Source organism: Fictibacillus arsenicus (assembly GCF_001642935.1).
GTDB lineage: Bacteria > Bacillota > Bacilli > Bacillales > Fictibacillaceae > Fictibacillus > Fictibacillus arsenicus_B.
Window position 1 is genome coordinate 500,752 of record NZ_CP016761.1, and the last position, 22,071, is coordinate 522,822.

The window sequence follows — 22,071 nt, forward strand, 5'->3', positions numbered from 1 at the left end:
GGGGGAAAACATGGATAAAACCATCCGTTCAATTAAGACAGAAATTCTGGATATTCCAATCAAGCGCCCCCACCAATTTTCAGCAGAAAAAATGTATGCAAAAAGCTTTGTCATAGTCCGTATCGAAACGGCAGAAGGATTGATGGGCATAGGGGAAGGAACGACACCTGGTATATGGTGGAGCGGTGAAAGTGTAGAAACGATGCAGGCTGTTATTGAAGCTCACTTTAAGCCGCTGCTGCTTAACCAGGACCCGCGAAACATGGGAAAGATACTCGCCTTAATGGACAGGCAAGTGCAACGAAACCAATTTGCGAAAGCAACGGTTGAAATGGCTCTTTACGATCTCATTGGTAAAATAAATGAGGTGCCTGTACATCAGCTGCTGGGCGGGCTGTATCAGGAAAGTATTCCTGTGAGATGGGCGCTTGCAACAGGTGACGTAGAGGAAGACGCGGCGGAAGCAAAAGAGAAGATGGAAACTGAAAGCTATGTGAATTTTAAAATAAAAGCGGGCAACATATCACCAGCTCAAGACGCAAAAAGAACAGCCGATGTTGCATATCTGCTTCGTGGTCACTCAACAGTTGGAGTAGATCCAAACGGGTCATGGGACATTCTGACGGCAACCCGCTGGATGGACCGGCTGAATGAAGCAGGCGTCGATTTTTTAGAGCAGCCTCTTCCTTACTGGGATATAGACGGTCTTGCACGATTAACAGCAATGTCGAAAGTCCCCGTAATGGCGGATGAAAGTGCATCCACCTTGCAGGAAGTCATGCAGTTGGCGAAAAAGAAGGCAGCAGACATTATCTCTCTAAAGATTCATAAGTCTGGAGGTATGAAAAACGTTGTGAAGATAGCGGGAATCGCGGAAGCTGCGGGCATCTCATGCTTTGGAGGAACCTCGCTCGAAAGCTCGATCGGCACAGCAGCCTGTCTGCATGCCTACTGCACAATCCCCAATTTGGATTACGGCAGTGAGTTGTTCGGCCCTGTGTGGTTAGCAGATGACATTGTTAAAGAGCCGGTGAAGTATGAGAACGGCAGAATTTTCGTCCCGAAAAAACCAGGTCTCGGAGTGGAGCTGGATGATGAAAAAGTTAGCAGATATAGACGAAAAAATACGTAATGAATTGGATATGGGAGTGGTGAGTATGAAAGAGGCGGTAATCATTGCAGCCAAAAGAACGCCGATTGGCCGCTATGGAGGTACTCTTTCTTCAATACGTCCGGATGACTTGGCAGCCACTACGATGCGGACAGTAATAAAAGAAACGGGACTTGATCCTGAACTCATTGATGACGTGTTGCTAGGTTGTGCGAATCAAGCAGGGGAAGATAACCGAAACATTGCGCGTATGGCGCTGCTTTTGGCAGGTTTGCCGAAACGAATTCCAGGTGTTACAGTCAATCGTCTGTGTGGTTCAGGGATGGAAGCCATTTTACAGGCAGCAAGGGCAATTAAAGCGGAAGAAGGAGATATCTTTATCGCAGGCGGTGTAGAAAGCATGAGCCGGGCTCCATGGGTGATAGGAAAACCGGAAACCGCATTTTACCGCGGAACAAAGGAAATGTACGATTCAACACTGGGCTGGCGCTTTCCAAATCCGGAAATGGAAAAAATGTATTCCCTGTCTTCTCTGGGAGATACAGCTGAAAATGTTGCTAAACGCTATCATGTTACAAGAGAAGAACAGGATTCATTTGCTCTTTGGAGCCAGAAAAAATGGAAGGAAGCTGAGGAAAAAGGCAATTGGAAGGACGAAATAATCCCCGTTGAGCTGAACGATAAAAGAGGCAATGTAACCATTATCGATACAGATGAACATCCGAGATCTAAAGCAACCTATGAAAAATTAGCAGCCCTTAAGCCTGCCTTTCAGAAGGAAGGCACGGTTACCGCGGGTAATTCATCCGGTCTCAATGATGGAGCCGCTATTCTGATTGTCATGTCGAGCGTTAAAGCAAAAGAATTAGGGTTTCGGCCCCTTGCAAAAATTGTTTCAGGAGCCGCCGAAGGAGTCGACCCAAATTACATGGGCATTGGCCCAATACCAGCGTCAAGGAAGGCTTTATCCAGAGCAGGCTGGGAAACAGGGGATATTGAAATTGCAGAAATAAATGAAGCCTTTGCCTCACAGGCAATTGCTTCAATAAGAGAACTAAATCTTGAAGAATCAATTGTTAATGTAAACGGAGGGGCAATTGCTATCGGTCATCCATTAGGATGCAGCGGTGCCCGGATTGTCACGACCCTCATCCACGAAATGAAAAGGCGTAAAGCCCAAAAAGGATTAGCGACCATGTGTATTGGAATGGGGCAAGGGATCGCAGCGTGTATTGAGGCGGTACAATAAATTAACCGAAAGACGAAAGGAGAGTGGGATCTATTGCAGACATTTTCTGCTCCCGAACTTACATTTCTTTTTAATTTATCGTTAAAAGTAGACCCTCCGCATTTTCAGGAAAAGACCCCCGTTGGCAAGAGAAGAATTATAAATGTAGCAAGCGGGACATTTGAAGGGGAAGAAATAAGAGGAGAGGTGGTCCCGGGCGGAGATGACTGGATTACAGTAAGAGAGGACGGAACCATCATACAGGATGTCCGAATTACGCTCCGCACCGATGATGGTGCCCTTATTTTAATGACATACCGTGGTATACGCACGGGACCTCAATCAGTTTTAAAGCGTTTGGATGATGGAGAAGAAGTAGATATGACGGAATATTATTTCCGTACCGTTCCTGTTTTTGAAACGGCATCGGAAAAATATGACTGGCTTAACCGTACGGTCTTTATTTGTGTTGGAAAAAGGCTGCAAGATGGCGTACAATATTCGATTTATGCGGTTAAATAAAGGGATCAGGGAGGTGGCTTAATGAAGCAATATCAAATAAACATAATGGATAAACAATTCGAAATAAACGAATATCCAGGAGAGAAGGGCACTATCCTTGCCATACATGGCCTGACAGGAAACCATAAAAACCTGCATTATTACGCCGAGACCCTTTCTGGAGAGTACCGATTTATTTCTATAGACTTGAGAGGGAGAGGGAACAGTTCCCCAATGGACGACTCTCCATCCATTTTCAAGCATGCAAGTGACGTAATTCAAATCATCAATGCCTTAAATATCGAAGACCCTATCTTGATCGGCCATTCCATGGGAGCTTACATCTCTGCGTTAGTTGGAAGTATGGATCCACGGGTGAAAGGGATTATCCTTTTAGATGGGGGAGGGAAAGCGGATGAAACGCAGAGAGACCAGATCAAGCCATCCTTAAGCCGCCTAAGCAAAGACTATGAATCTCCTGAAGACTATGTGGAGGAAACAAAAGTTATCTATTCAAAGCTGGGTATTCAATGGAATCCAGAATTAGAAGAAAACGCAAGATACGAGGTTAAGGAACAAAACGGTATGTGGAAACACAAATCAGATGCTAAACTGATAGCCGAAGACTTTGAAAGCTTTTATGATTATGAACCAAAATCAGTCTGCTCTAAAGTAGATTGCGATACTCTATTAGTAGTTGCCGATGGAAAGATAGGCGAAAAACCGCCTCTCTTTAATGAGAAGTCCTATGAGGATACATGCAAATATACAAAGAAAATAGAGACAGTTACAACGCCAAGTAATCACTACACCATGGTCTTTAAAAACCAACCTGAAATAAACCAGCAAATCCAACAATTCCTCTCTAAACTAAAATGAAAAGTAACGGAGGAACCCCATGATGAAGGTATTTAGAAACAATGAATTAATGCTTGAACAGTCTGTCGTGACGATAGGAGCTTTTGATGGCATTCATCGAGGACATCAAGCATTAATCGAACGAGCAGTGAACCGTGCAAAGGAACTCGCTGTCCCTTCCGTCGTATACACCTTTAATCCACCTCCCCGTGCCTTTTTTCAAAATCAAATGGTTTTAACGAATGTTGGGGAAAAAATAAGCTTTATCAAAAAAATGAAGGTGGATTATGTGATCATAGCTGACTTTAATGAACACTACGCTTCACGCAGTCCTGAAGCTTTTCTGCAGGAGCTAAAAGTATTAAATCCGCAGGAAGCTTGGGTTGGACCGGACTTTAATTTCGGAAAAGGAAAAAGAGGGACGGCGGCCGACCTTTCAGCAATGTTTCAAACCTTTACCCATCCGCCGATAAAATGTTCAAAAGGCGAAACCATTTCATCGACAAGAATCCGAAATTTGCTGTGCAAACAAGAAGCTCAGCTCGCCAACGAACTTCTTGGGCGAAACTTGTTTAAAAAAATTCTTTGAAATCTAAAAATTTAAAAACCCTGTCTCCATTTACTGGACAGGGTTTTTACTTGTTCCTTCAGGGAGTTATTATCAAACTAACTACAAACCAATCTTCTTCTACTTTTTTTATAAGGGCTTTTCTGCATATTGCTTGTACATTGGCACATTGAAGCCTAGTTCTTTCTTACCTGTTTTTTATGATAGCTGTTTGAAAGGTGAATAAGAGGGTAACAAAAAATTGAAGCTTTTTCAAACAACTATCAGGGAGGTTTCATATGTTTCGTCACCAAAAAGAGTTGCAGTTTGAAATTAAGGTAGAACGTCCAGATCCTCAGCTCGCCCGTCAGATTCAGGAAGTTTTAGGCGGACAATTTGGAGAGATGACGGTTATGATGCAGTATCTTTTCCAAGGCTTTAACTGCAGGGGAGAAGAAAAGTACAAGGATATGCTCATGGATATTGGAACAGAGGAAATCGGACACGTAGAAATGCTATGTGCAATGATCAGTCAGCTGCTTGATGGTGCTTCTCCAGATGACCAAGCAAAAGCTGCTAAAGATCCCGCTACAGCAGCAATCATGGGAGGAATCAACCCGCAGCACTTGCTTGTCAGCGGTCTTGGCGGATTGCCGACTAATTCAAATGGTGTACCTTGGAACGGAGCTTATATTGTAGCTAGCGGCAACTTGCTTGCAGACATGAGATCAAATTTGCATGCTGAAAGTCAGGGGCGTTTGCAAGTGGCTCGCTTGTATCATATGACGAGGGACGAAGGAGTACGTGCTGCTTTCAGAAAAATGTTAGCTCGTGACCGATATCACCAATATCAGTGGATGGCAGCCATTGAAGAGCTTGAACAGAAAAACGGCGTAGTGGTCCCAGCATCATTCCCGCCAGAAGCAGAATTAGAATCCCAGCCTGAAGCCTATAAGTTTTGGAATCTCTCTGAAGGTCAGGAATCAAAAGAAGGATTGTGGGCAACTGGAAGTGCGCAAGACGGAACAGGGGATTTTGTTTATGAAGCAGACCCAGTTCCGCTAGGGAATATCCCTAATCCGGAAATTCCCGCTCCAACGTTGCATCATGATTTGGATGGAAAGAAGTTTAAAAACTCAAATGAAGAATAAAAAAGATATTAGGTGCACTGCATTTGCAGTGCACTTTTTTTGTATGTATATTCCAATCTCGAATTTTCTCTTTTTTTGTAAAAAAAACAAGGAATATACATTCTCCAATGCGAAATTAATAGGAAGGAAAAAAATTATCTAATAGAGAGACAGAAATGTTAGAGGGGAGTCTTACATGAGCGCTAGAAACGAAAATTCATTTGAATATCATCCGCAGCTAAGAGACGTCATAAAAAATGTTGAAAAAGTAATGGTAGGTAAAAAACAAGTTACAGAATTAACGCTTGTATCTTTGTTGGCTGGAGGGCATGTATTGCTTGAGGATGTGCCTGGAGTAGGGAAAACGATGATGGTTCGATCAATCGCAAAATCCCTTGGTTTAACATTTAATCGTATTCAGTTTACACCTGATTTATTGCCGTCTGATATGACGGGGGTATCGATATATAATCAGAAGGACATGAGCTTCGAATTCAGACCTGGTCCGTTAGTCGGAAACGTTATTTTAGCCGATGAAATCAACCGTACATCTCCAAAAACACAATCTGCTTTACTTGAATCGATGGAAGAGATGAGCATGACGGTAGATGGGCAAACCCATATCCTTCCTGACCCGTTTTTAGTAATGGCAACACAAAACCCGATCGAGTACGAAGGAACTTATCCGCTTCCGGAAGCACAGCTGGACCGTTTTTTAATGAAGCTCACAATGGGTTATCCAACGCCAGAAGAAGAATTCAATGTACTGAACGTAATCGGAAACGAACACCCTATCCATTTGTTACAGCCAGCGATTTCTGCAGAAGAGATTGCTGAACTGAAAACGGCTGTGAGGAATATTTATGTAACTGATTCTGTGAAGCGCTATATTGTCGATCTTGTTAATCGTACGCGTAACCACAAGTCCATTGCATTAGGAGTAAGTCCTCGTGGATCACTTTCTCTTTTAAAAGCTGTACAAGCTTATGCACTGTTAATGAACCGTGATTTTGTAATCCCTGATGATGTGAAATATCTGGCGCCGTTTGTACTTGTGCATCGCGTGCTATTAAAACCTGAAGCCCGTTTTGAAGGTGTAACCGCACAAGAGGTGATCAAGGATCTTTTAGCCCGTGTTCCTGCACCTATTCATAAGGAACAGCATGCGAGATGAAGGCATTACTCCAAAAATTTTGGGAGCGTTATAAAACACCGATAGGGTTTTCAGGGATTATATTTTTATTGCTCGTAACGTTTTCTTTTGCCATGTTTCAAGGCGGATTCGTAAGCTGGTTTTTATTCTACAGCGTTCTCCCGCTTGTTTTATATTCCGTTGCAATGGCGTTCTATCCCATTCAGCGGCTAAAAATTGAGCGTATAATTTCAAAACAAAAACTAATGGCTGGAGAAGAAGTGGAGATTACGATCCTGGTGACGCGCCGCAGCAACTTCCCTCTTTTTTACGTCGTATTGGAGGACGTGCTGCCGGAAGCACTGCTTCGTGAAACCCGCTATGAAGGGAACACCCATCAGATTCAATCCCGTATTCTGATGTTTCCTTTGTTCCGCAAACGCCTGGAATATTCGTACACGATTAACCCAGCACCTCGCGGGTTATTTAAATTTGATCAAATCATGGTGAAGACGGGCGACATCTTCGGTTTTGTATTAAAAAGTACGAGTGTATCGGTTAAAGATCAAATTTTTGTTTATCCGCAGTATCAAGATATTGAACGCTGGGAAAATGGAAAAATGCTTCAAACCGGTATGAAAAAGGTTGGTAAGCGATCATTTACAGATTACACGTCTACAGTAAGTGTGCGTGACTATGTAGCTGGTGACAGAATGAACTGGCTGCATTGGAAGGCGAGTGCAAGGTCCAATAAGCTGCTTACAAAAGTGTTCGAGCAGCAGAGGAATGATGATTTTGTAATTGTTCTGGATCATTGCGAAAAAAGCTATGGAGCAAACGACTGGCTTTTCGAGCGGGGAGTATCGCTTGCGGCATCTCTCGTTCATTTTTCAATCTCAAAAGGCGGTTCGATCGGTTATCATCCTTTTAAAGGAAAAGAGATCCCGATGAACATAGGGGTTGAACAGGAATGGCGCATCTTTCATGAACTGGCTAAAGTGAAGGCGGAGATTAAAGAACCTTTCGAAGAACGCTTGAAGCAGGAATACATGATTGGTCATATGGAGGGGAAGACAGCGTTGATTATCTCCCCTAACCTAACTGAATACACGATGAAAACATTGGAACTTATAGCTTCAAGACAGCAAACGAATGTTATTTTCTTTTACCTGGCTTTGGAGCCTAAGCTGACTAGCCAGGAACTGACGTATATGAACCGGATCAGGCAATGCGGGGTTCCGGTGACACCGATTATCGGCTCTGACTTTAATGAATCACTGAAGGCAGGTGGAATGTATGCAACAATCTAAACAACAGCCTTCAACCCTGCATACACTTGTCCTTTACGGTTTAGGATTCCTTCTTTTATGGGAATGGCTAAGACCGTTAAAAGATATCACAACCACAGATGATATTAACATTTTTGTGATGTATACGATGTTCTTGTTCATCGTGACGTACTTTCAGCTTCCGTTTTGGATCTCATTTCCGGTAAAGCTTGGAGCCCTGCTGTACGCATTGCATTCTCTTTATTTTTTTGATGTATTTTTATCATTTAAGTGGGTTCCGTATCTGCTAGAGGATATTAGTTACAACTTAACTTTATTTTCAGATCAGAACTGGAATGAAATGACCTCGCTCAGCCGCTCATTGCTGTTCTTCATATTGTTATGGCTAGTGAGCTATCTGATGCACTATTGGCTGATTCAAACGAGGCGCATCTTCTTGTTTTTCTTAATTACCGTTATCTACATTTCAATTCTTGATACGTTTACGGTTTATGATGCGAAACTTGCAATCATACGAACTGTATTCATCGGGTTGCTGCTGATCGGTATTTTAAGAATGATGAAAATTATTGAAACTGAAGGATTTTCATTATTAAAAGGGAAGTTTCCTGTTCTTTGGGTTGCGCCTCTTTCAGGGGTAATCGCACTGTCGTCTGTATTGGGGTATGTAGCTCCTAAAGCTTCGCCACTATGGCCTGATCCGGTTCCGTTCATTCAAAATTTATCTGGAAAAGAAGACGTTGGAGAAGGCGGAAAAGGCAGCGGTATAGCGAAAATCGGGTATGGCGAGAACGACAGCCAGCTAGGCGGTCCGTTTGAATTCGACTATACACCTATTTTTAAAACGTATGATAACGCGAGACATTATTGGAGAATTGAAACGAAAGAGTTCTACACGGGCAAAGGATGGGAAAACAAGATCCCAACAACGGCTGTCCCGGTTGATGCAAATCAGCCTTCCGCTCAGACAGATTATACAAAAATCTGGGAAGAAGGACTTGAGATGGAGGACAACACAGCCAGAATAGAAGCTGAAAAAGGGAAAGAATATTCGTTTCTTATGATTCCTGGAAAGCTGACGAAAATCGATGCGGATCCTGACACGACTTATCAGCTAGATGGGGTAAAAGGGAAAATTTCAACATTCCAAAATGGGGGAGAAGTTAAACTGTCCTCTTATTCCATGAACTATCAGCTTCCTGTATTAAAAGAAGAACAGCTTAAAGAATCAACGAATTCGTATCCGCAGTATGTTACGGATAACTACCTGCAGCTGCCGGAAACGCTGCCGCAAAGAGTCAGAGATTTAGCCGCAGAAATTACAGCCGATCAGCCAACGATCTATGATAAGGTAAAGACAGTTGAAGGATACTTTGCGAAAGAAGCTTATGGTTATAACACGATTGAAGTAGGGGTACCTGAAGATGACGAAGATTATGTTGATCAATTTCTTTTTGAAACAAGAAAAGGGTATTGTGATAACTTCTCGACTTCGATGATCGTTATACTGAGATCTGTCGGAATCCCTGCGCGCTGGGTGAAAGGTTTTACGCCGGGTACTTTTGAAGGTATGGGGGATGGCGGACTTCGTGAATATACGGTTACGAACGCAAACGCTCACTCTTGGGTAGAAGTGTACTTTTCTGGAATTGGATGGGTGCCTTTTGAGCCTACACGCGGCTTCGATAATCCATTCCAGCCAGAAGAAGATAAGAAGGAATCTGCACCAGCTGCAGCAGTTCCTGATCAGCCGGACAAACCTGAAAAAGATTTAAACGATAAAAAATCTGCTTCATCTGAAACAAAAAGCTTTGCGTCCATGTTAAAAACAGCGGGCTATGCAGCAGCAGGATTGATCATTTTACTATTAATCGCTGCAGGACTGGCATATTTGTTCCGCAGAAAATGGCTGCGTCAATATACAATCTGGCGATACAAACGCAAACAAGGTTCCGAAACGTTTGAAGAAGCATTTGAAAGACTTCTATGGCTGCTAAAAGTATACGGAATCAGAAGACAGCCTGCATTTACACTTAGAGAATACGCACTTTACGTCGATCGTGCACTTGATACAAAAGACATGAAAATTTTAGCAAAAGCGTATGAAGGTGTTCAATTCAGTCCGAAAAAACAGACAGATTTATGGAACGATTTCCACCGTGAATTGTGGGAAAATTTAATTAAAAGAATCCGCCCTTGACCGCTATAGAAGGCATTGTTATTATGTCTTTAAGATTATAGCGTCAGATCATATTCTCCTTCGTATATCCTCGATAATAAGGTTCGAGAGTCTCTACCGGGTTGCCATTAACAACCTGACTATGAAGGCAGGGTTCTTTATAGCTATTTAAGGAATTCTGCCTTTGTTTTTTATGTACAAAACAAGGGTGGAATTCTTTTTGTTTTACTTTTTGATAGTGTAAAGTAAGACAAGCTGACGGATACTATAGCTGACATTAATAGATGGGGTGAGTACATGCACGAAATGAATGACTTGCACGTAATGAGCGAAATGATCGTAGTGTTGGATTTCGGCGGACAGTACAATCAGTTGATTGCACGCCGTATCCGTGATTTAGGAGTATACAGCGAGCTTCATCCGCATACAACAACTGCGGAAGATATAAAAAAGATGAATCCAAAGGGAATTATTTTCTCTGGAGGACCAAACTCTGTTTATGCAGAAGGTTCACCGGCTTGTGATGAAGCGATTTTTGACTTGGGCATCCCTGTGCTTGGTATCTGCTACGGTATGCAGCTTATGAGCCATCATTTTGGCGGGAAAGTTGAGCGTGCAAGCCACCGTGAATACGGAAAAGCTCAGATTACAGTTACAAATACAAACAAACTTTATGAAAACCTTCCCGAGCAGCAAGTCGTATGGATGAGCCATAGTGACCTTGTTGTTGCGCCGCCTGAAGGTTTTGTTACAGATGCAACAAGCCTGTCTTGCCCTGTAGCAGCAATGAGTGATGTTTCCCGCCAGCTATATGGCGTTCAGTTCCACCCGGAAGTTCGTCACTCAGAATTCGGTATCGAGTTCTTAGATAACTTTGTAAAGTCCGTTTGCGGCTGTGAAGGAAACTGGACGATGGAAAACTGGATCGAAGACGAAGTACAGAAGATCCGTGAAGTAGTGGGAGAGAAAAAAGTAATCTGCGCTATGTCAGGTGGAGTAGATTCTTCTGTAGTAGCCGTGCTTGTTCATAAGGCTATCGGTGATCAGCTGACATGTATCTTCGTAGATCATGGATTACTTCGTAAAGATGAAGCAGATCAAGTTATGAAAACATTCAGCGAAGGCTTTAACATCAACATCATCAAAGTTGATGCGAAGGAACGTTTCTTAAGCAAGCTTGAAGGTGTTTCTGATCCTGAGAAAAAGCGTAAGATCATCGGTAACGAATTCATCTACGTATTTGATGAAGAAGCATCCAACCTTCAAGGCATCGAGTTTCTGGCTCAAGGTACTCTTTACACTGATATCGTAGAGAGCGGAACTGCAACAGCTCAAACAATCAAGTCTCACCATAACGTTGGCGGACTACCTGAAGATATGCAGTTCAAGCTTATCGAACCTCTTAACACACTTTTCAAAGACGAAGTGCGTAAAGTAGGTACAGAGCTTGGTATTCCTGAACATATCGTATGGCGTCAGCCGTTCCCAGGCCCAGGTCTTGGAATCCGCGTTCTTGGAGCGATTACAGAAGAGAAGCTCGAAATCGTTCGTGAATCAGACGCGATCCTTCGTGAAGAAATCTTGAATGCTGGATTAGATCGTGATGTGTGGCAGTATTTCACGGTGTTGCCTGATATCCGAAGTGTTGGGGTAATGGGAGATGCTCGTACTTACGATTACACGATCGGTATCCGTGCTGTAACATCAATCGATGGAATGACATCTGACTGGGCTCGTATCCCGTTTGATGTATTAGAGAAAATTTCTACACGTATCGTAAACGAAGTAAATCACATCAACCGAGTAGTTTATGATATTACTTCTAAGCCGCCGGCAACGATCGAGTGGGAATAGGGTGAAAAAAGTAAAAACCGAACGATTATAGCAAAATAACATATAATTATTCGGAAAAGTGCTTGACGAACGACAAAGTTCTACCTATACTCAAGATGTAAATAAAATCAAATGAATTTCCTACGTATAATATCGGGGATATGGCCCGAAAGTTTCTACCAGACTGCCGTAAATGGTCTGACTACGGAGGATTATTGAAATATTGCATGTGTTGATTTTTTGGCTGGCATATGTACGGTTTCTTTAACCTTTTCGTATTCAGACCCAAGGGCGAGTCCCTTGGGTCTTTTGTTTTTTAATGCGTAGGCGCGTATAGGGGGAAAAGAGAGATGGAACGGTATTTTGGCTTTAAGGATTTTAATACAAGTTACAAAAAAGAAGCAACAGCAGGTTTAACGACATTTCTTGCGATGGCTTATATTCTGTTCGTTAACCCGATGGTTCTTGGTGACGCTGGCATGGATAAAGGAGCTGTATTTACAGCTACTGCACTTGCTGCAGCATTTGGGACATTGTTCATGGGAATCGTCGCAAAATATCCGATCGCGTTAGCGCCGGGTATGGGACTTAATGCATTCTTTGCATACTCCGTTGTTTTAGTTATGGGTATTCCTTGGCAGACTGCACTTGCCGGAGTATTGATGTCTGGAATTATCTTTATTTTTATTACATTATTTAAGATTCGCGAAACGATCATTAACGCAATTCCTCAAGATTTAAAATTTGCAGCCGCATCTGGTATTGGACTATTTATTGCTTTTATCGGTTTAAAAAATGCAGGTATCATCGCTGAAAATAACGCAACACTCGTGTCCCTTGGTGACTTAACTCAAGGACCAACGTTGCTAGCAATCTTTGGATTTATCGTAACGATTCTTATGATGATCCGAAACATCCGTGGAGGTATCTTCTACGGAATGGTGATTACAGCAGTTGTAGGTATTTTCGCTGGCTTGATCGATAAGCCTGATAAAATCGTAGGGGCTATCCCAAGCCTTGCGCCAACATTCGGCCAGGCATTCAGCCACTTTGATCAAATTTTCACTGTAGAAATGATGATCGTCGTCCTAACGTTCTTTATCGTTGATTTCTTTGATACAGCGGGGACGCTAATGGCAGTTTCTTCCCAAGCAGGGATCATGAAAGACAACAAACTGCCTCGTGCAGGTAAAGCCTTACTTGCCGATTCATCAGCAATTGCAGTCGGAGCGGTTCTAGGAACATCGTCAACAACAGCTTACATCGAGTCAGCTTCAGGTGTAGCAGCAGGCGGACGTACAGGATTCACATCTGTAGTAACAGGAGCATTGTTCTTATTAGCATTATTCTTCTCACCGTTATTAGTCGTTGTAACGCCATCTGTAACGGCACCAGCATTGATCATCGTAGGTGTATTGATGGTTTCTGTTCTTAGCAAAATCAAATGGGATCGTTTAGAAATCGCAGTACCAGCATTCTTAACATTAATCGCAATGCCGCTCACATACAGCATCGCAACAGGAATTGCACTAGGGTTTGTTATGTATCCATTAACGATGACTGTAAAAGGCCGCGTAAAAGAAATTCATCCGATCATGTGGGTGCTATTCGTAATCTTTATCAGTTACTTCGTATTCTTAGTGGAATAGAGAGAATCAATTGCAGGAATGTCCGAAAACGGGCATTCCTTTTTTATGTTTAGAGAAAAAGAAATAATGTGGGGAGCCGATATCTTTAAAGAAGAAAGGTGCTAAAGTATAGTTTCTTCATTATAATAGTGTGCAGATTGAGTGTTAAGGAGAAGTGGGGAAATGGAAACGATGTGGAGCGTTTGGTTTTTTATTTTAGGAGCGGTACTGGCTTCATTTGGCGGAGTAGTCGGCTATCGTTTGCCAAAGGGAATGAAGGTGATGGGTGTTGAACGCTCACAGTGTGACAATTGCGAAAGACAGCTGAAATGGTATGAGTTGTTTCCGATTGTTTCTTTCTTAGTTTCAGGAGGGAAGTGCGGGACGTGTAAAAAGCGAATCCCCATAATATATACAGTTGTTGAATTATTAACAGGTGCTTTATATGCATTCTCCTTTATGAAATATGGTTTCTCCGTGGAGCTGCTTTTAGCATGCTCGCTCATTTTGTTATGCGCCATTATTTTTGTATCGGATTTATTGTATTTCATTATTTCAGATAAAGTATTGATCGTGTTTTTTGTTTGGTTTTTGGTGCTGCAAGTCGTATTTGAATATAGAAGCTGGCTGGATGCTGTAGCAGGCGGCTTGCTCGGATTTTGTTTTCTGCTGCTGCTCGCGATTTTATCAAAAGGCGGCATCGGCGGCGGGGACATTAAGCTGATGGGTGTATTGGGGTTAGTGCTTGGGTTTCAGGGAGCATTTTTAACACTAATGATTGCGTCTGTTGTTGGTTTAATTGTTGGGGCTATAGGTTTGTTGATGAAAAAGTTCACTCGAAAAACAGCTATTCCGTTTGGGCCATATTTAGCATTAGGTGCGTTAGGGACTTTTTATTACAAGTTGGAACTGCTAAATTTTTATATATAAAGCTTCATAAAGTGTTTAGTACAAAGGACCGGGTACCTCTTTACTAACTTGTAAAAATTGCCTATTCTGTATAGTCAATCCTTTTAAAAGTGGGGTATTATGAAACATTATAAGGATTGAACGGTACAGGAGGATAAGAAATGAAAGTAAAGTGGCTCGTACTATTGTGGATGTTTGCGATGCTAGTAGTCTCACCCATACAGCATGCGATTGCCAGCACAAATGTGTCTGGAGGAATTGATTACACGAAATCTCAGCTAACTCCGACACTTGAACAGGGAGCAAAAAAGAATCCGCCAAACAATAATGGCGGTGGTGGCGGAGGAGGAGGGGGTAACGGAAACGGCGAGGAAGAAGATGATCGTCCTTGGTGGGAAAAAGCCGTTGATGTTGTCGTTGATAAAGTAAAAAAAGGAACAGAAACTGTAGTTGAGACAGTAAAAGATGCTGGGGAATACATAAGTGATAAGACATCAGAAATCGTAGATGCCACAACAGAGTGGTGGAACGAGCGTTCATTGCTTGAAAAATCATTAATCATTGTAGGTGTTATCGCTACTGTTGTGACACTTGGAGCTGCAGCTGGTGTTATTTCTGCTGGTGCAGCGTTAACAATGGGCGTTATGGGTGCTGCAAACTATGCATTGTACGCAGCTACTACAGATAATTTCAGCTTCTGGGGAGGCCTCATGTGGGGTGGACTTGGAATGGTTGGTGGCGGAATCGGACTAGCTGCAAAGGGAGCGAAATTTCTTGCTCCCGCCCGTGCAGCACTTAGCAGCGGAAAAGCAGCTGTTGTGGGAAGACTCGGAGCTTTAGTTCCTGCGGCAGTTAAAGGAAACCGTTTTTATCCAATTATAGCTTCTGCAGCACGTACCATCATACCAGGTATGATGAAAGGAGCAGTCGCTGGATCAGGTCTTGCAGTTTACACACATATGGCGAAGTGGGCCATTACAGGTGAAACACCAAACTGGGGCGATGTAGCACGTGATGCTATGATCTGGGGTGCAAGCGGTGCTGTAGCAGGCGGAATGTTCAAACCAGTAACAAATGTTGCATCCAAGTTCGTGAGCAAAGGTAAGGCTATGGTTGCCGGAGCTTCATCAAGTGCGGGATCTGAAAGTGTAGTTAGTGACTGGCTCGAAGGAAAGAATATCGACTTAAAGAAAGCAGCTATTGCAGCATCAGCGGTCGTAGTATTGGGTGGAGCGGGAGTACTGGCAACCCAAATGAATAACAAATCAGTTAAGCAAGTTACAAGTACGACTGAGCTTGCAACAGATACCGCGAAAGTAGCAAAGGCTGATGATGGAGTACAGGGTGGAAAAATAACAACTGCACCTGAAACAGACTTAAGTTCGAAAAATCCATATGATTTACTAAAACAAAACGGTATTCCTCAGACATTTAGTGAAAACGAAATTGCAGCTCTAAAAGCCGCCAATATGAGGATGGAACTTCAATTATCTAGAAGTTCAGAAGGTGGATATAATTCAAAAGGATATAACCCACAACCTGGGGAACGTACTATGTCTCGCGAAGAATGGGAATATCATGATCGACAACGTAGAATAAAAACCAATTATCCAATATTAAATGTTGAAGAAAAAAATTACGATCAAGTAAAGTTAAATCCTAAATACTTCACTTCCGAAGGTGAAATCAATTGGCCACCCAATAGGGGAGTATTAGGTAACACAGAAACTACTACATTAAGACCTGGAACTATCATCGATCGTTTTGGGTATGAAGGAGGATCGTTTGTATCTCCTTATGGAGTACCTTATGAAATGCGTGCATTAGCTCCAGAAACCTATAAGAAACCTTATACTGTTTATGTAATCGCAAAACCAGTGGAAGCACAATCAGGAAAAATATTACCATGGTTTGATGAGACAGGGCTTGGTATCCAATATGAGTTTAATGAATCTGTTGAAAATTTAATTAACAAAGGCATACTTAAAAGGGTGATTAAATATGAACAAAACTAAATTGCAAGAATTATTAATTGATACTAAGGTACCAAAAGATTCATATTGTTTAAATGGAGGATTACCTAATGAGGCCTATTGTCTAAACAAAGAAGATGATTTGTGGGAAGTTTACTATAGTGAACGGGGAGAGAAATCACAGTTAAAAAAGTTTGTATCTGAAGAAGAGGCATGTGATTACTTATTTAGTAAAATTATTAAAAATGTATAAATATTAAAAAACAGCTTAAAGACAAAGTTATAGTCCATAAGCTGTTTTTTAATAGGATGCAGTTCTCTGTATGTCTTGGGCACAAACGGTGCTGTAGCAGGTGGGATGTTCAAACCAGTAACAAATGTTGCATCCAAGTTTGTGAGCAAAGGAGGTTGGACTTTAGTTGAAAATCAATGATCTAAAAACTAACGGAGTTTATGGGTTATATAATGGCAAAGAATTTAGACTTAAGGAAAGAAATCAGGATATCTATATTATTAGCAGAGATCCAGAGGATTTGAAAAATGGATTTGATTATTATATAAATGTTGTTGGTAATCAGATTAAAGACGTTTTTAGGAAAAAAATTAATAAAAATGAGCTAGAAGAAACTTATAACGTTGAAATGCATGTGAAATTTAAAGGATATGAGTTCAAAATTACAGTTGTTAAAAATAACAAAATTATTATATCAACTGTTGGTCCGGAGCTAGAACCACTTGCAAAAAAGTTGAACTTTAAATTTGTAGAACCATGGGTATACGATAAAGAAATTTCTATCGATGAGGTAGATGAAATTATAGAAAGACAGGAACCGGTTTATTTAGACTAAAAGAAAAAAACAGCTTTAGACAAATAGTCTGAAGCTGTTTTTTAAGAGGTTAAACGCACTTTTATTCTTAATAAGCCGTTGATTCTTGATCGTTCACGTATTAGATTGGGGCTTTAAACAATTTAATAAAGGAGAATATATATTAGAGAATGTCCGTTTAGATCAACATGAGAAAGTTTGGGAAGAAAGAGAACCAATCTGGCAAGATATTATAAATAACAAAAGAGATTTAAGGAAGTTCTAATATTTCACATTCCTTTTGAGTTAAATTAATAACCTTTTTAATCCTTAAATGAGTACTTACATTTAAGGTTTTTTCTATTTCCAGAATTATATTGCTTTTTTAGTCTATTTCACAAAAAAGGAACGATAGTACTAGGAAACATATAATTTTTTACATGTTAATTATTTCCTATGCGTAGTAATTCAAGTTTAATTTTTAAAGATTTTTCGGTTTATTCCCTTATTAAATGGGGAAATAGGCATTCAGTAAAGTTTTTCCAACTCCAAAGAGAGGGTGTTTTATTACCTTATGTATAAAGTGGGAGTTTTGTCGAAAAGAATCGAATAAAAATCTCTATAGTAAAATAGTCACAAAAAACCCTTTTAATTGTTGTTATAAAAGCATTTTAGCGCGTTGACGTGCTTAAAAAAACTGTGGTACTTTTTCGTAGTATAGAATATGACAAAATACGCACAGAAAAGTCTGTTGATGGAGTGGAAGTAAAAAATGATCGATGCCAAAAGAAAAGCACTCATATTTTTATCGTTAGCATTTATATTAGCAATTGTCACAGCAGGACTAATCCTTAATGAAATTAAACAGGCTCAAACTGCAATGGGTGAAACGGTTAAAGTAGCTTCAGCTAAAGAGGATATTAGTTCTAATAAATCTATTAATGAAGACCAGGTCACATGGATTGAAATGCCTAAATCCAGTGTTGTTTCCTCATTTATTCAAAAGGAAAGTGATTTGAATAAAAAAATAGTCCTTGTTGATATAAAAAAGGGCGATGTAATCTCAAAAAATATGCTTCGAGACAATGTTGATATACCTGCAGATCACCGTGTTGTATTGCTGAACCCCACTGAAAATGTATTGATTGATGAAGATGTAAAACCAGGGGATTTAGTAGATATTATTGTATCTACAGAAGAAAAAGAAGGTCTTAAAACTCAACGCATACTTAAGAATGTTTCAGTCGTATCATCTGAAACAGTTGAAACTAAAGACGGTAATTCACAGATAATAAAAGTCTCTTTAAATGTTAAAGACGCTGAACAGCTGATTCACTATCAAAACAAAGCTAAGCAGATACGTGTTCTTCTTGTAAACACGGTTCAGGATGAAAAAAGTGAACCTGCAAATGCTCCAGAAAAACCTGCACAACAACCAGCTAAACAAGAAAAACCAAAAGCGCCAGCACAGCCAGCAACGCCTGCACCAAAACCCGAACAACCCGCATCCAAGCCAGCTAATTAATGGATGATGAAAAGAAAGGAAGTCTAGTCATTCATGAATAAATTAAAAGCACTCATTCTATCTAACAATGAAATACTGATAACTAACCTAAAAGGCTTATTTGAGAAACATTCCATTGAAACTGACGTGATGTCAGAGTGGAAAAAGTCTTTTTCGGACGCTTCTACTTATTCCTATTATTTGATTGATGAAGCTGCAGTCCATGACGATCAAGCGATCACGGTACCCTCATTAAGCTATTTAGTAGGAATCGTTCAGAATCCTTCCTTTGAAAACGTAAGGTCTTGGATGAATAAAGGTGCCAATGATGTTGTAGTACTTCCTGAGGATCTTACTCGCTTAGATGAATTTATTTTAAAGACAAAAGAATCTGCAAAAGCAAGAGAAACCAATTACAGCAATACAGGGAAAATTGGCGGAAAGGTAACGGCCTTCTATAGTGCAAAAGGCGGTTCTGGAAAGACATTTTTAGCAACAGCAATCGCACAGGCTTTACAGGTAAGACATGATCAAAAGGTTATTCTTATTGATTTAAATGCTCAGTTTGGCGGGCTGGATGCGATGTTAGGTCTTGAAGTAAGCCGTTCATACGCCGACTTGCAGCCTGTTGTAAAAGAGCTTGGCATTCACCATATAGAAAATGTTGCTTTTAAGGATGAACGAACAGGAAACCTTGTTCTCTTAAGCCCTGCAAATCCAGCAAAAGCGGAGGATATCACAGAAGAACTTATATCGAAGCTTATCCGAATTTGCCGGCAGAGTTTTGATCATATCATTCTCGACCTTCCATCAAGTATCAATACGGTAAGTTTTACAGGATTAAATGAAGCTGCACACATCTACTACGTTCTCACGCCTGATAGTCCTGGATTAAAAGCCTTTAAAACAGCGGAGGATGTTTTTCAGAGATTCCAGCTAGGCAACCAAGAAAATTTATCCGTTATTTTAAATCGCACCCACGCAAAGAACGAGTTAACGGAAAAGGATCTTGCAGAAGTGATAACAAGACCTATCATTGGAAAAGTTAGAGCTGACTTCTTTAACATTCAGGCGAACGTGAATATGGGAAACCCTTTTTACCTGAAGAAAAAAGAGAAGCCTGGATCTAAGGCGTTAAAAGATATTGTTCAGCTAGTAGAAAAAAGTATGAAGTAGGTGATGACTGTGTCCTGGTTGAAAACAGCTGCACAACAGAATGCTACCGGCGATAACTGGGATATTAATGACCAGAGTATTGACCACTGGGTAAGGCATTTTAAATCAAGACTAATAAAAGAAGCTAATCTCGAATCAATCACGGTGTTAACACCTCAAGAAAGAAAACAGACCATTGAACGCCTGGTTTCTCAAATGATTCAAGAGGAAAGAATCATCATTCCTCAGATGGAGATCGAGGAAATTATCGATCAGATAATTAATGAATCTGTTGGATACGGTCCGCTTGAAGTTCTTTTGCAGGATGACTCTATTACAGAGATTATGGTTAACGGACCAAGAGAAGTTTTTATCGAGAGAAACGGGAAGCTCGAAAAAACGAATATTCGGTTTAAAGATAATCAGCATGTAAGACATATCATCGACCGAATCATTGCTCCTCTTGGCAGAAGAATCGATGAAAGCTCGCCAATGGTAGATGCACGTCTTCACGATGGAAGCCGTGTAAATGCAATCATACCGCCAGTTAGTCTGGATGGACCGTCCATGTCCATTCGTAAGTTTAACAAGAAGCCTTTTACTTTAGACAATCTCTTAACGTTTGGAACATTCTCTGAAGGAATGGGAGACTTTTTGCAAACGGCTGTAAAAGCGAAATGCAACATCTTAGTATCAGGAGGGACAGGCAGTGGTAAAACGACATTGCTGAATGTACTGTCAGATTCTATACCGCTTGGAGAGCGTATTATCACGATTGAGGATATGGCGGAGCTTCGTTTTTCTTATAACAACTTAATCCGAATGGAAACGCGACCTCCCAATATGGAAGGAACAGGAGAAATAACCATTCGCCAGCTTGTAAAGAATGCCCTGCGTATGAGACCTGACCGTATTATTGTCGGTGAGGTGCGTGGAACAGAAGCGCTCGATATGCTTCAAGCGATGAACACCGGACATGAAGGATCACTCACTACAGTCCATGCCAATACACCAAAAGATGCACTTGGACGTTTAGAAGCGATGGTAATCATGTCAGGACTTCCGTTAACCGTTGATGTCATCCGGGGATATTTTGTCGGAGCCCTTGATCTAATCGTACAGACAAACCGTCAAACCGATGGAAAAAGAAAGATTACGAGTATTGCAGAACTTGTTGAGGAAGATGGACAGGTTCATGTAAAAGATATTTTTAAATACGTCCAGCAAGGTGTTAAAGAAGACGGCACCGTTATTGGGCAATTTGAAGCGACAGGGTATGTCCCGAAAGCTATTAATAAAATTAAAGCTTTTGGTTTAGATCTTCCTGAAAATCTTTTTGTGAGGGGGGCGATGCGATAGTGACTACATGGTTAACCCTTTCTGCAACATTCATCTTTCTAATATTAGCAGTCTACTATTTTAGAATTGCCTCAAGCAATAAAGACACTAAAAAGAGAGTTGCCACTTGGTTTGAGGGAGAACGAAAGATAGAAAGAAAAAGTGTTGTCTTATTAATTGGTGACAAGTACGACAAGTCTGAACTTGCCGAAGATCTTCAAAGAAAGCTCGTGCAGGCAGACCTGAAGTTAAAACCCTCTGAATATATGGGGATTTACATTATGACGTTTGCATTTATCTGGTTTGTGAATCATTTTTTACTAGAGTTGGATTTTCCGTTAGATGCGACGCTAGCCTATTTTATCGTTTGGCTTGGATCTAAGATGTACTTAAACTCCAGGCAGAATAAACGAAGTGAAAGTTTTAATAAACAGCTTCCTGAAGTATGCAGGATGATGAGTAATGCGATTAAAGCAGGTCTCACTATTCCACAAGGCATTGAACTTGTTGGAAGAGATATAAAAGCTCCTGCCGGCCCAGAGTTTCAAATTATGGATCAGCAATTAAGGCTTGGGGATGATTTTGAAGAAGTGATGGACCGGTTCAGAGAGCGGGTGCTTAGTAAGGACTTGAATATCTTTGTCAGTACGATACTTATTCAGCGTAAAGTTGGAGGAAATCTGACAGAGGTTCTATCTTTAATGGCACAAACGCTCGAAGAACGGGCGAGAGTCAATAAAGAAGTAGATACAGTAACAGCAGAATCTAAATTTGTTGCTTATATCCTTCCGATTATGCCGCTCATGATGGCAATGATGATGAACTTGTTTATTCCAGGATTTCTAAATCCGCTGTTTACACCTTTAGGATTAATTCTTCTAGCCGTGTTTCTAGCCATGCAATTATTCGCATTTATGCTTATTAAAAAAGTTACAAAAATAAGGGTGTAG

The 22,071-nt window shown here is 41.0% G+C and carries 19 protein-coding genes and 2 riboswitches; all 19 genes read left to right on the forward strand.

Annotation, left to right across the window (positions count from 1 at the left end; all coding sequences use genetic code 11):
* The first annotated feature begins 10 nt into the window (after positions 1 to 10).
* Positions 11 to 1,132, forward strand: a complete 1,122-nt coding sequence (locus tag ABE41_RS02780; RefSeq protein WP_066286310.1) for a muconate cycloisomerase family protein — start codon at positions 11 to 13, stop codon at positions 1,130 to 1,132.
* 25 nt (positions 1,133 to 1,157) lie between these two features.
* Positions 1,158 to 2,360, forward strand: coding sequence for a thiolase family protein (locus tag ABE41_RS02785; protein WP_066294533.1), 1,203 nt, complete (start codon positions 1,158 to 1,160; stop codon positions 2,358 to 2,360).
* Between the two features lie 33 nt (positions 2,361 to 2,393).
* The gene (locus ABE41_RS02790; protein ID WP_066286312.1) at positions 2,394 to 2,861 is read left to right on the forward strand and encodes a DUF3237 domain-containing protein; all 468 of its coding nucleotides are present in this window, start codon (positions 2,394 to 2,396) and stop codon (positions 2,859 to 2,861) included.
* 21 nt (positions 2,862 to 2,882) lie between these two features.
* Entirely contained in the window at positions 2,883 to 3,719 is an 837-nt protein-coding gene (locus ABE41_RS02795) for an alpha/beta fold hydrolase (protein WP_066286316.1), read from the forward strand.
* A 19-nt stretch (positions 3,720 to 3,738) separates the two neighbouring features.
* Positions 3,739 to 4,287, forward strand: coding sequence for an FAD synthetase (locus tag ABE41_RS02800; RefSeq protein WP_253805421.1), 549 nt, complete (start codon positions 3,739 to 3,741; stop codon positions 4,285 to 4,287).
* Between the two features lie 257 nt (positions 4,288 to 4,544).
* Entirely contained in the window at positions 4,545 to 5,396 is an 852-nt protein-coding gene (locus ABE41_RS02805) for a manganese catalase (protein ID WP_066286318.1), read from the forward strand.
* Between the two features lie 175 nt (positions 5,397 to 5,571).
* Positions 5,572 to 6,549 carry an AAA family ATPase gene (locus ABE41_RS02810; RefSeq protein WP_066286322.1) on the forward strand — a complete coding sequence of 326 codons (978 nt, stop codon included), beginning with the start codon at positions 5,572 to 5,574 and terminating at the stop codon, positions 6,547 to 6,549.
* On the forward strand, positions 6,546 to 7,817 hold the full coding sequence (locus ABE41_RS02815; RefSeq protein WP_066286324.1) for a DUF58 domain-containing protein: 1,272 nt from the start codon (positions 6,546 to 6,548) through the stop codon (positions 7,815 to 7,817). The genes ABE41_RS02810 and ABE41_RS02815 overlap by 4 nt, the downstream gene beginning before the upstream one ends.
* Positions 7,804 to 9,996, forward strand: a complete 2,193-nt coding sequence (locus ABE41_RS02820; RefSeq protein ID WP_066286326.1) for a DUF4129 domain-containing transglutaminase family protein — start codon at positions 7,804 to 7,806, stop codon at positions 9,994 to 9,996. The genes ABE41_RS02815 and ABE41_RS02820 overlap by 14 nt, the downstream gene beginning before the upstream one ends.
* A 40-nt stretch (positions 9,997 to 10,036) precedes the next feature.
* Positions 10,037 to 10,138: riboswitch (purine riboswitch) on the forward strand.
* Between the two features lie 143 nt (positions 10,139 to 10,281).
* A complete protein-coding gene (guaA, locus tag ABE41_RS02825) occupies positions 10,282 to 11,829 on the forward strand; it encodes a glutamine-hydrolyzing GMP synthase (protein WP_066294541.1) in 1,548 nt (515 codons plus the stop codon).
* Positions 11,830 to 11,931: 102 nt separating this feature from the next.
* Positions 11,932 to 12,033, forward strand: a riboswitch (purine riboswitch).
* Positions 12,034 to 12,158: 125 nt separating this feature from the next.
* On the forward strand, positions 12,159 to 13,457 hold the full coding sequence (locus ABE41_RS02830) for an NCS2 family permease (protein WP_066286327.1): 1,299 nt from the start codon (positions 12,159 to 12,161) through the stop codon (positions 13,455 to 13,457).
* Between the two features lie 162 nt (positions 13,458 to 13,619).
* A complete protein-coding gene (locus ABE41_RS02835) occupies positions 13,620 to 14,366 on the forward strand; it encodes a prepilin peptidase (RefSeq protein ID WP_066286329.1) in 747 nt (248 codons plus the stop codon).
* 140 nt (positions 14,367 to 14,506) lie between these two features.
* On the forward strand, positions 14,507 to 16,360 hold the full coding sequence (locus ABE41_RS02840; RefSeq protein ID WP_066286333.1) for a TNT domain-containing protein: 1,854 nt from the start codon (positions 14,507 to 14,509) through the stop codon (positions 16,358 to 16,360).
* Complete coding sequence (locus ABE41_RS02845; protein ID WP_066286334.1) at positions 16,347 to 16,571, forward strand: hypothetical protein; 225 nt, start codon at positions 16,347 to 16,349, stop codon at positions 16,569 to 16,571. The genes ABE41_RS02840 and ABE41_RS02845 overlap by 14 nt, the downstream gene beginning before the upstream one ends.
* A gap of 166 nt (positions 16,572 to 16,737) precedes the next feature.
* Complete coding sequence (locus tag ABE41_RS02850) at positions 16,738 to 17,166, forward strand: hypothetical protein (RefSeq protein WP_066286335.1); 429 nt, start codon at positions 16,738 to 16,740, stop codon at positions 17,164 to 17,166.
* Positions 17,167 to 17,896: 730 nt separating this feature from the next.
* Positions 17,897 to 18,649: a Flp pilus assembly protein CpaB gene (gene cpaB / locus ABE41_RS02855; protein ID WP_066286336.1), complete on the forward strand. Its 753-nt coding sequence runs from the start codon at positions 17,897 to 17,899 to the stop codon at positions 18,647 to 18,649.
* A gap of 33 nt (positions 18,650 to 18,682) precedes the next feature.
* Positions 18,683 to 19,804: a CpaE/TadZ family protein gene (locus tag ABE41_RS02860; RefSeq protein WP_066286337.1), complete on the forward strand. Its 1,122-nt coding sequence runs from the start codon at positions 18,683 to 18,685 to the stop codon at positions 19,802 to 19,804.
* 18 nt (positions 19,805 to 19,822) lie between these two features.
* Positions 19,823 to 21,142: a TadA family conjugal transfer-associated ATPase gene (locus ABE41_RS02865; RefSeq protein WP_437435466.1), complete on the forward strand. Its 1,320-nt coding sequence runs from the start codon at positions 19,823 to 19,825 to the stop codon at positions 21,140 to 21,142.
* The gene (locus ABE41_RS02870; RefSeq protein WP_066286341.1) at positions 21,142 to 22,071 is read left to right on the forward strand and encodes a type II secretion system F family protein; all 930 of its coding nucleotides are present in this window, start codon (positions 21,142 to 21,144) and stop codon (positions 22,069 to 22,071) included. Before ABE41_RS02865 ends, ABE41_RS02870 begins: the two co-directional genes overlap by 1 nt.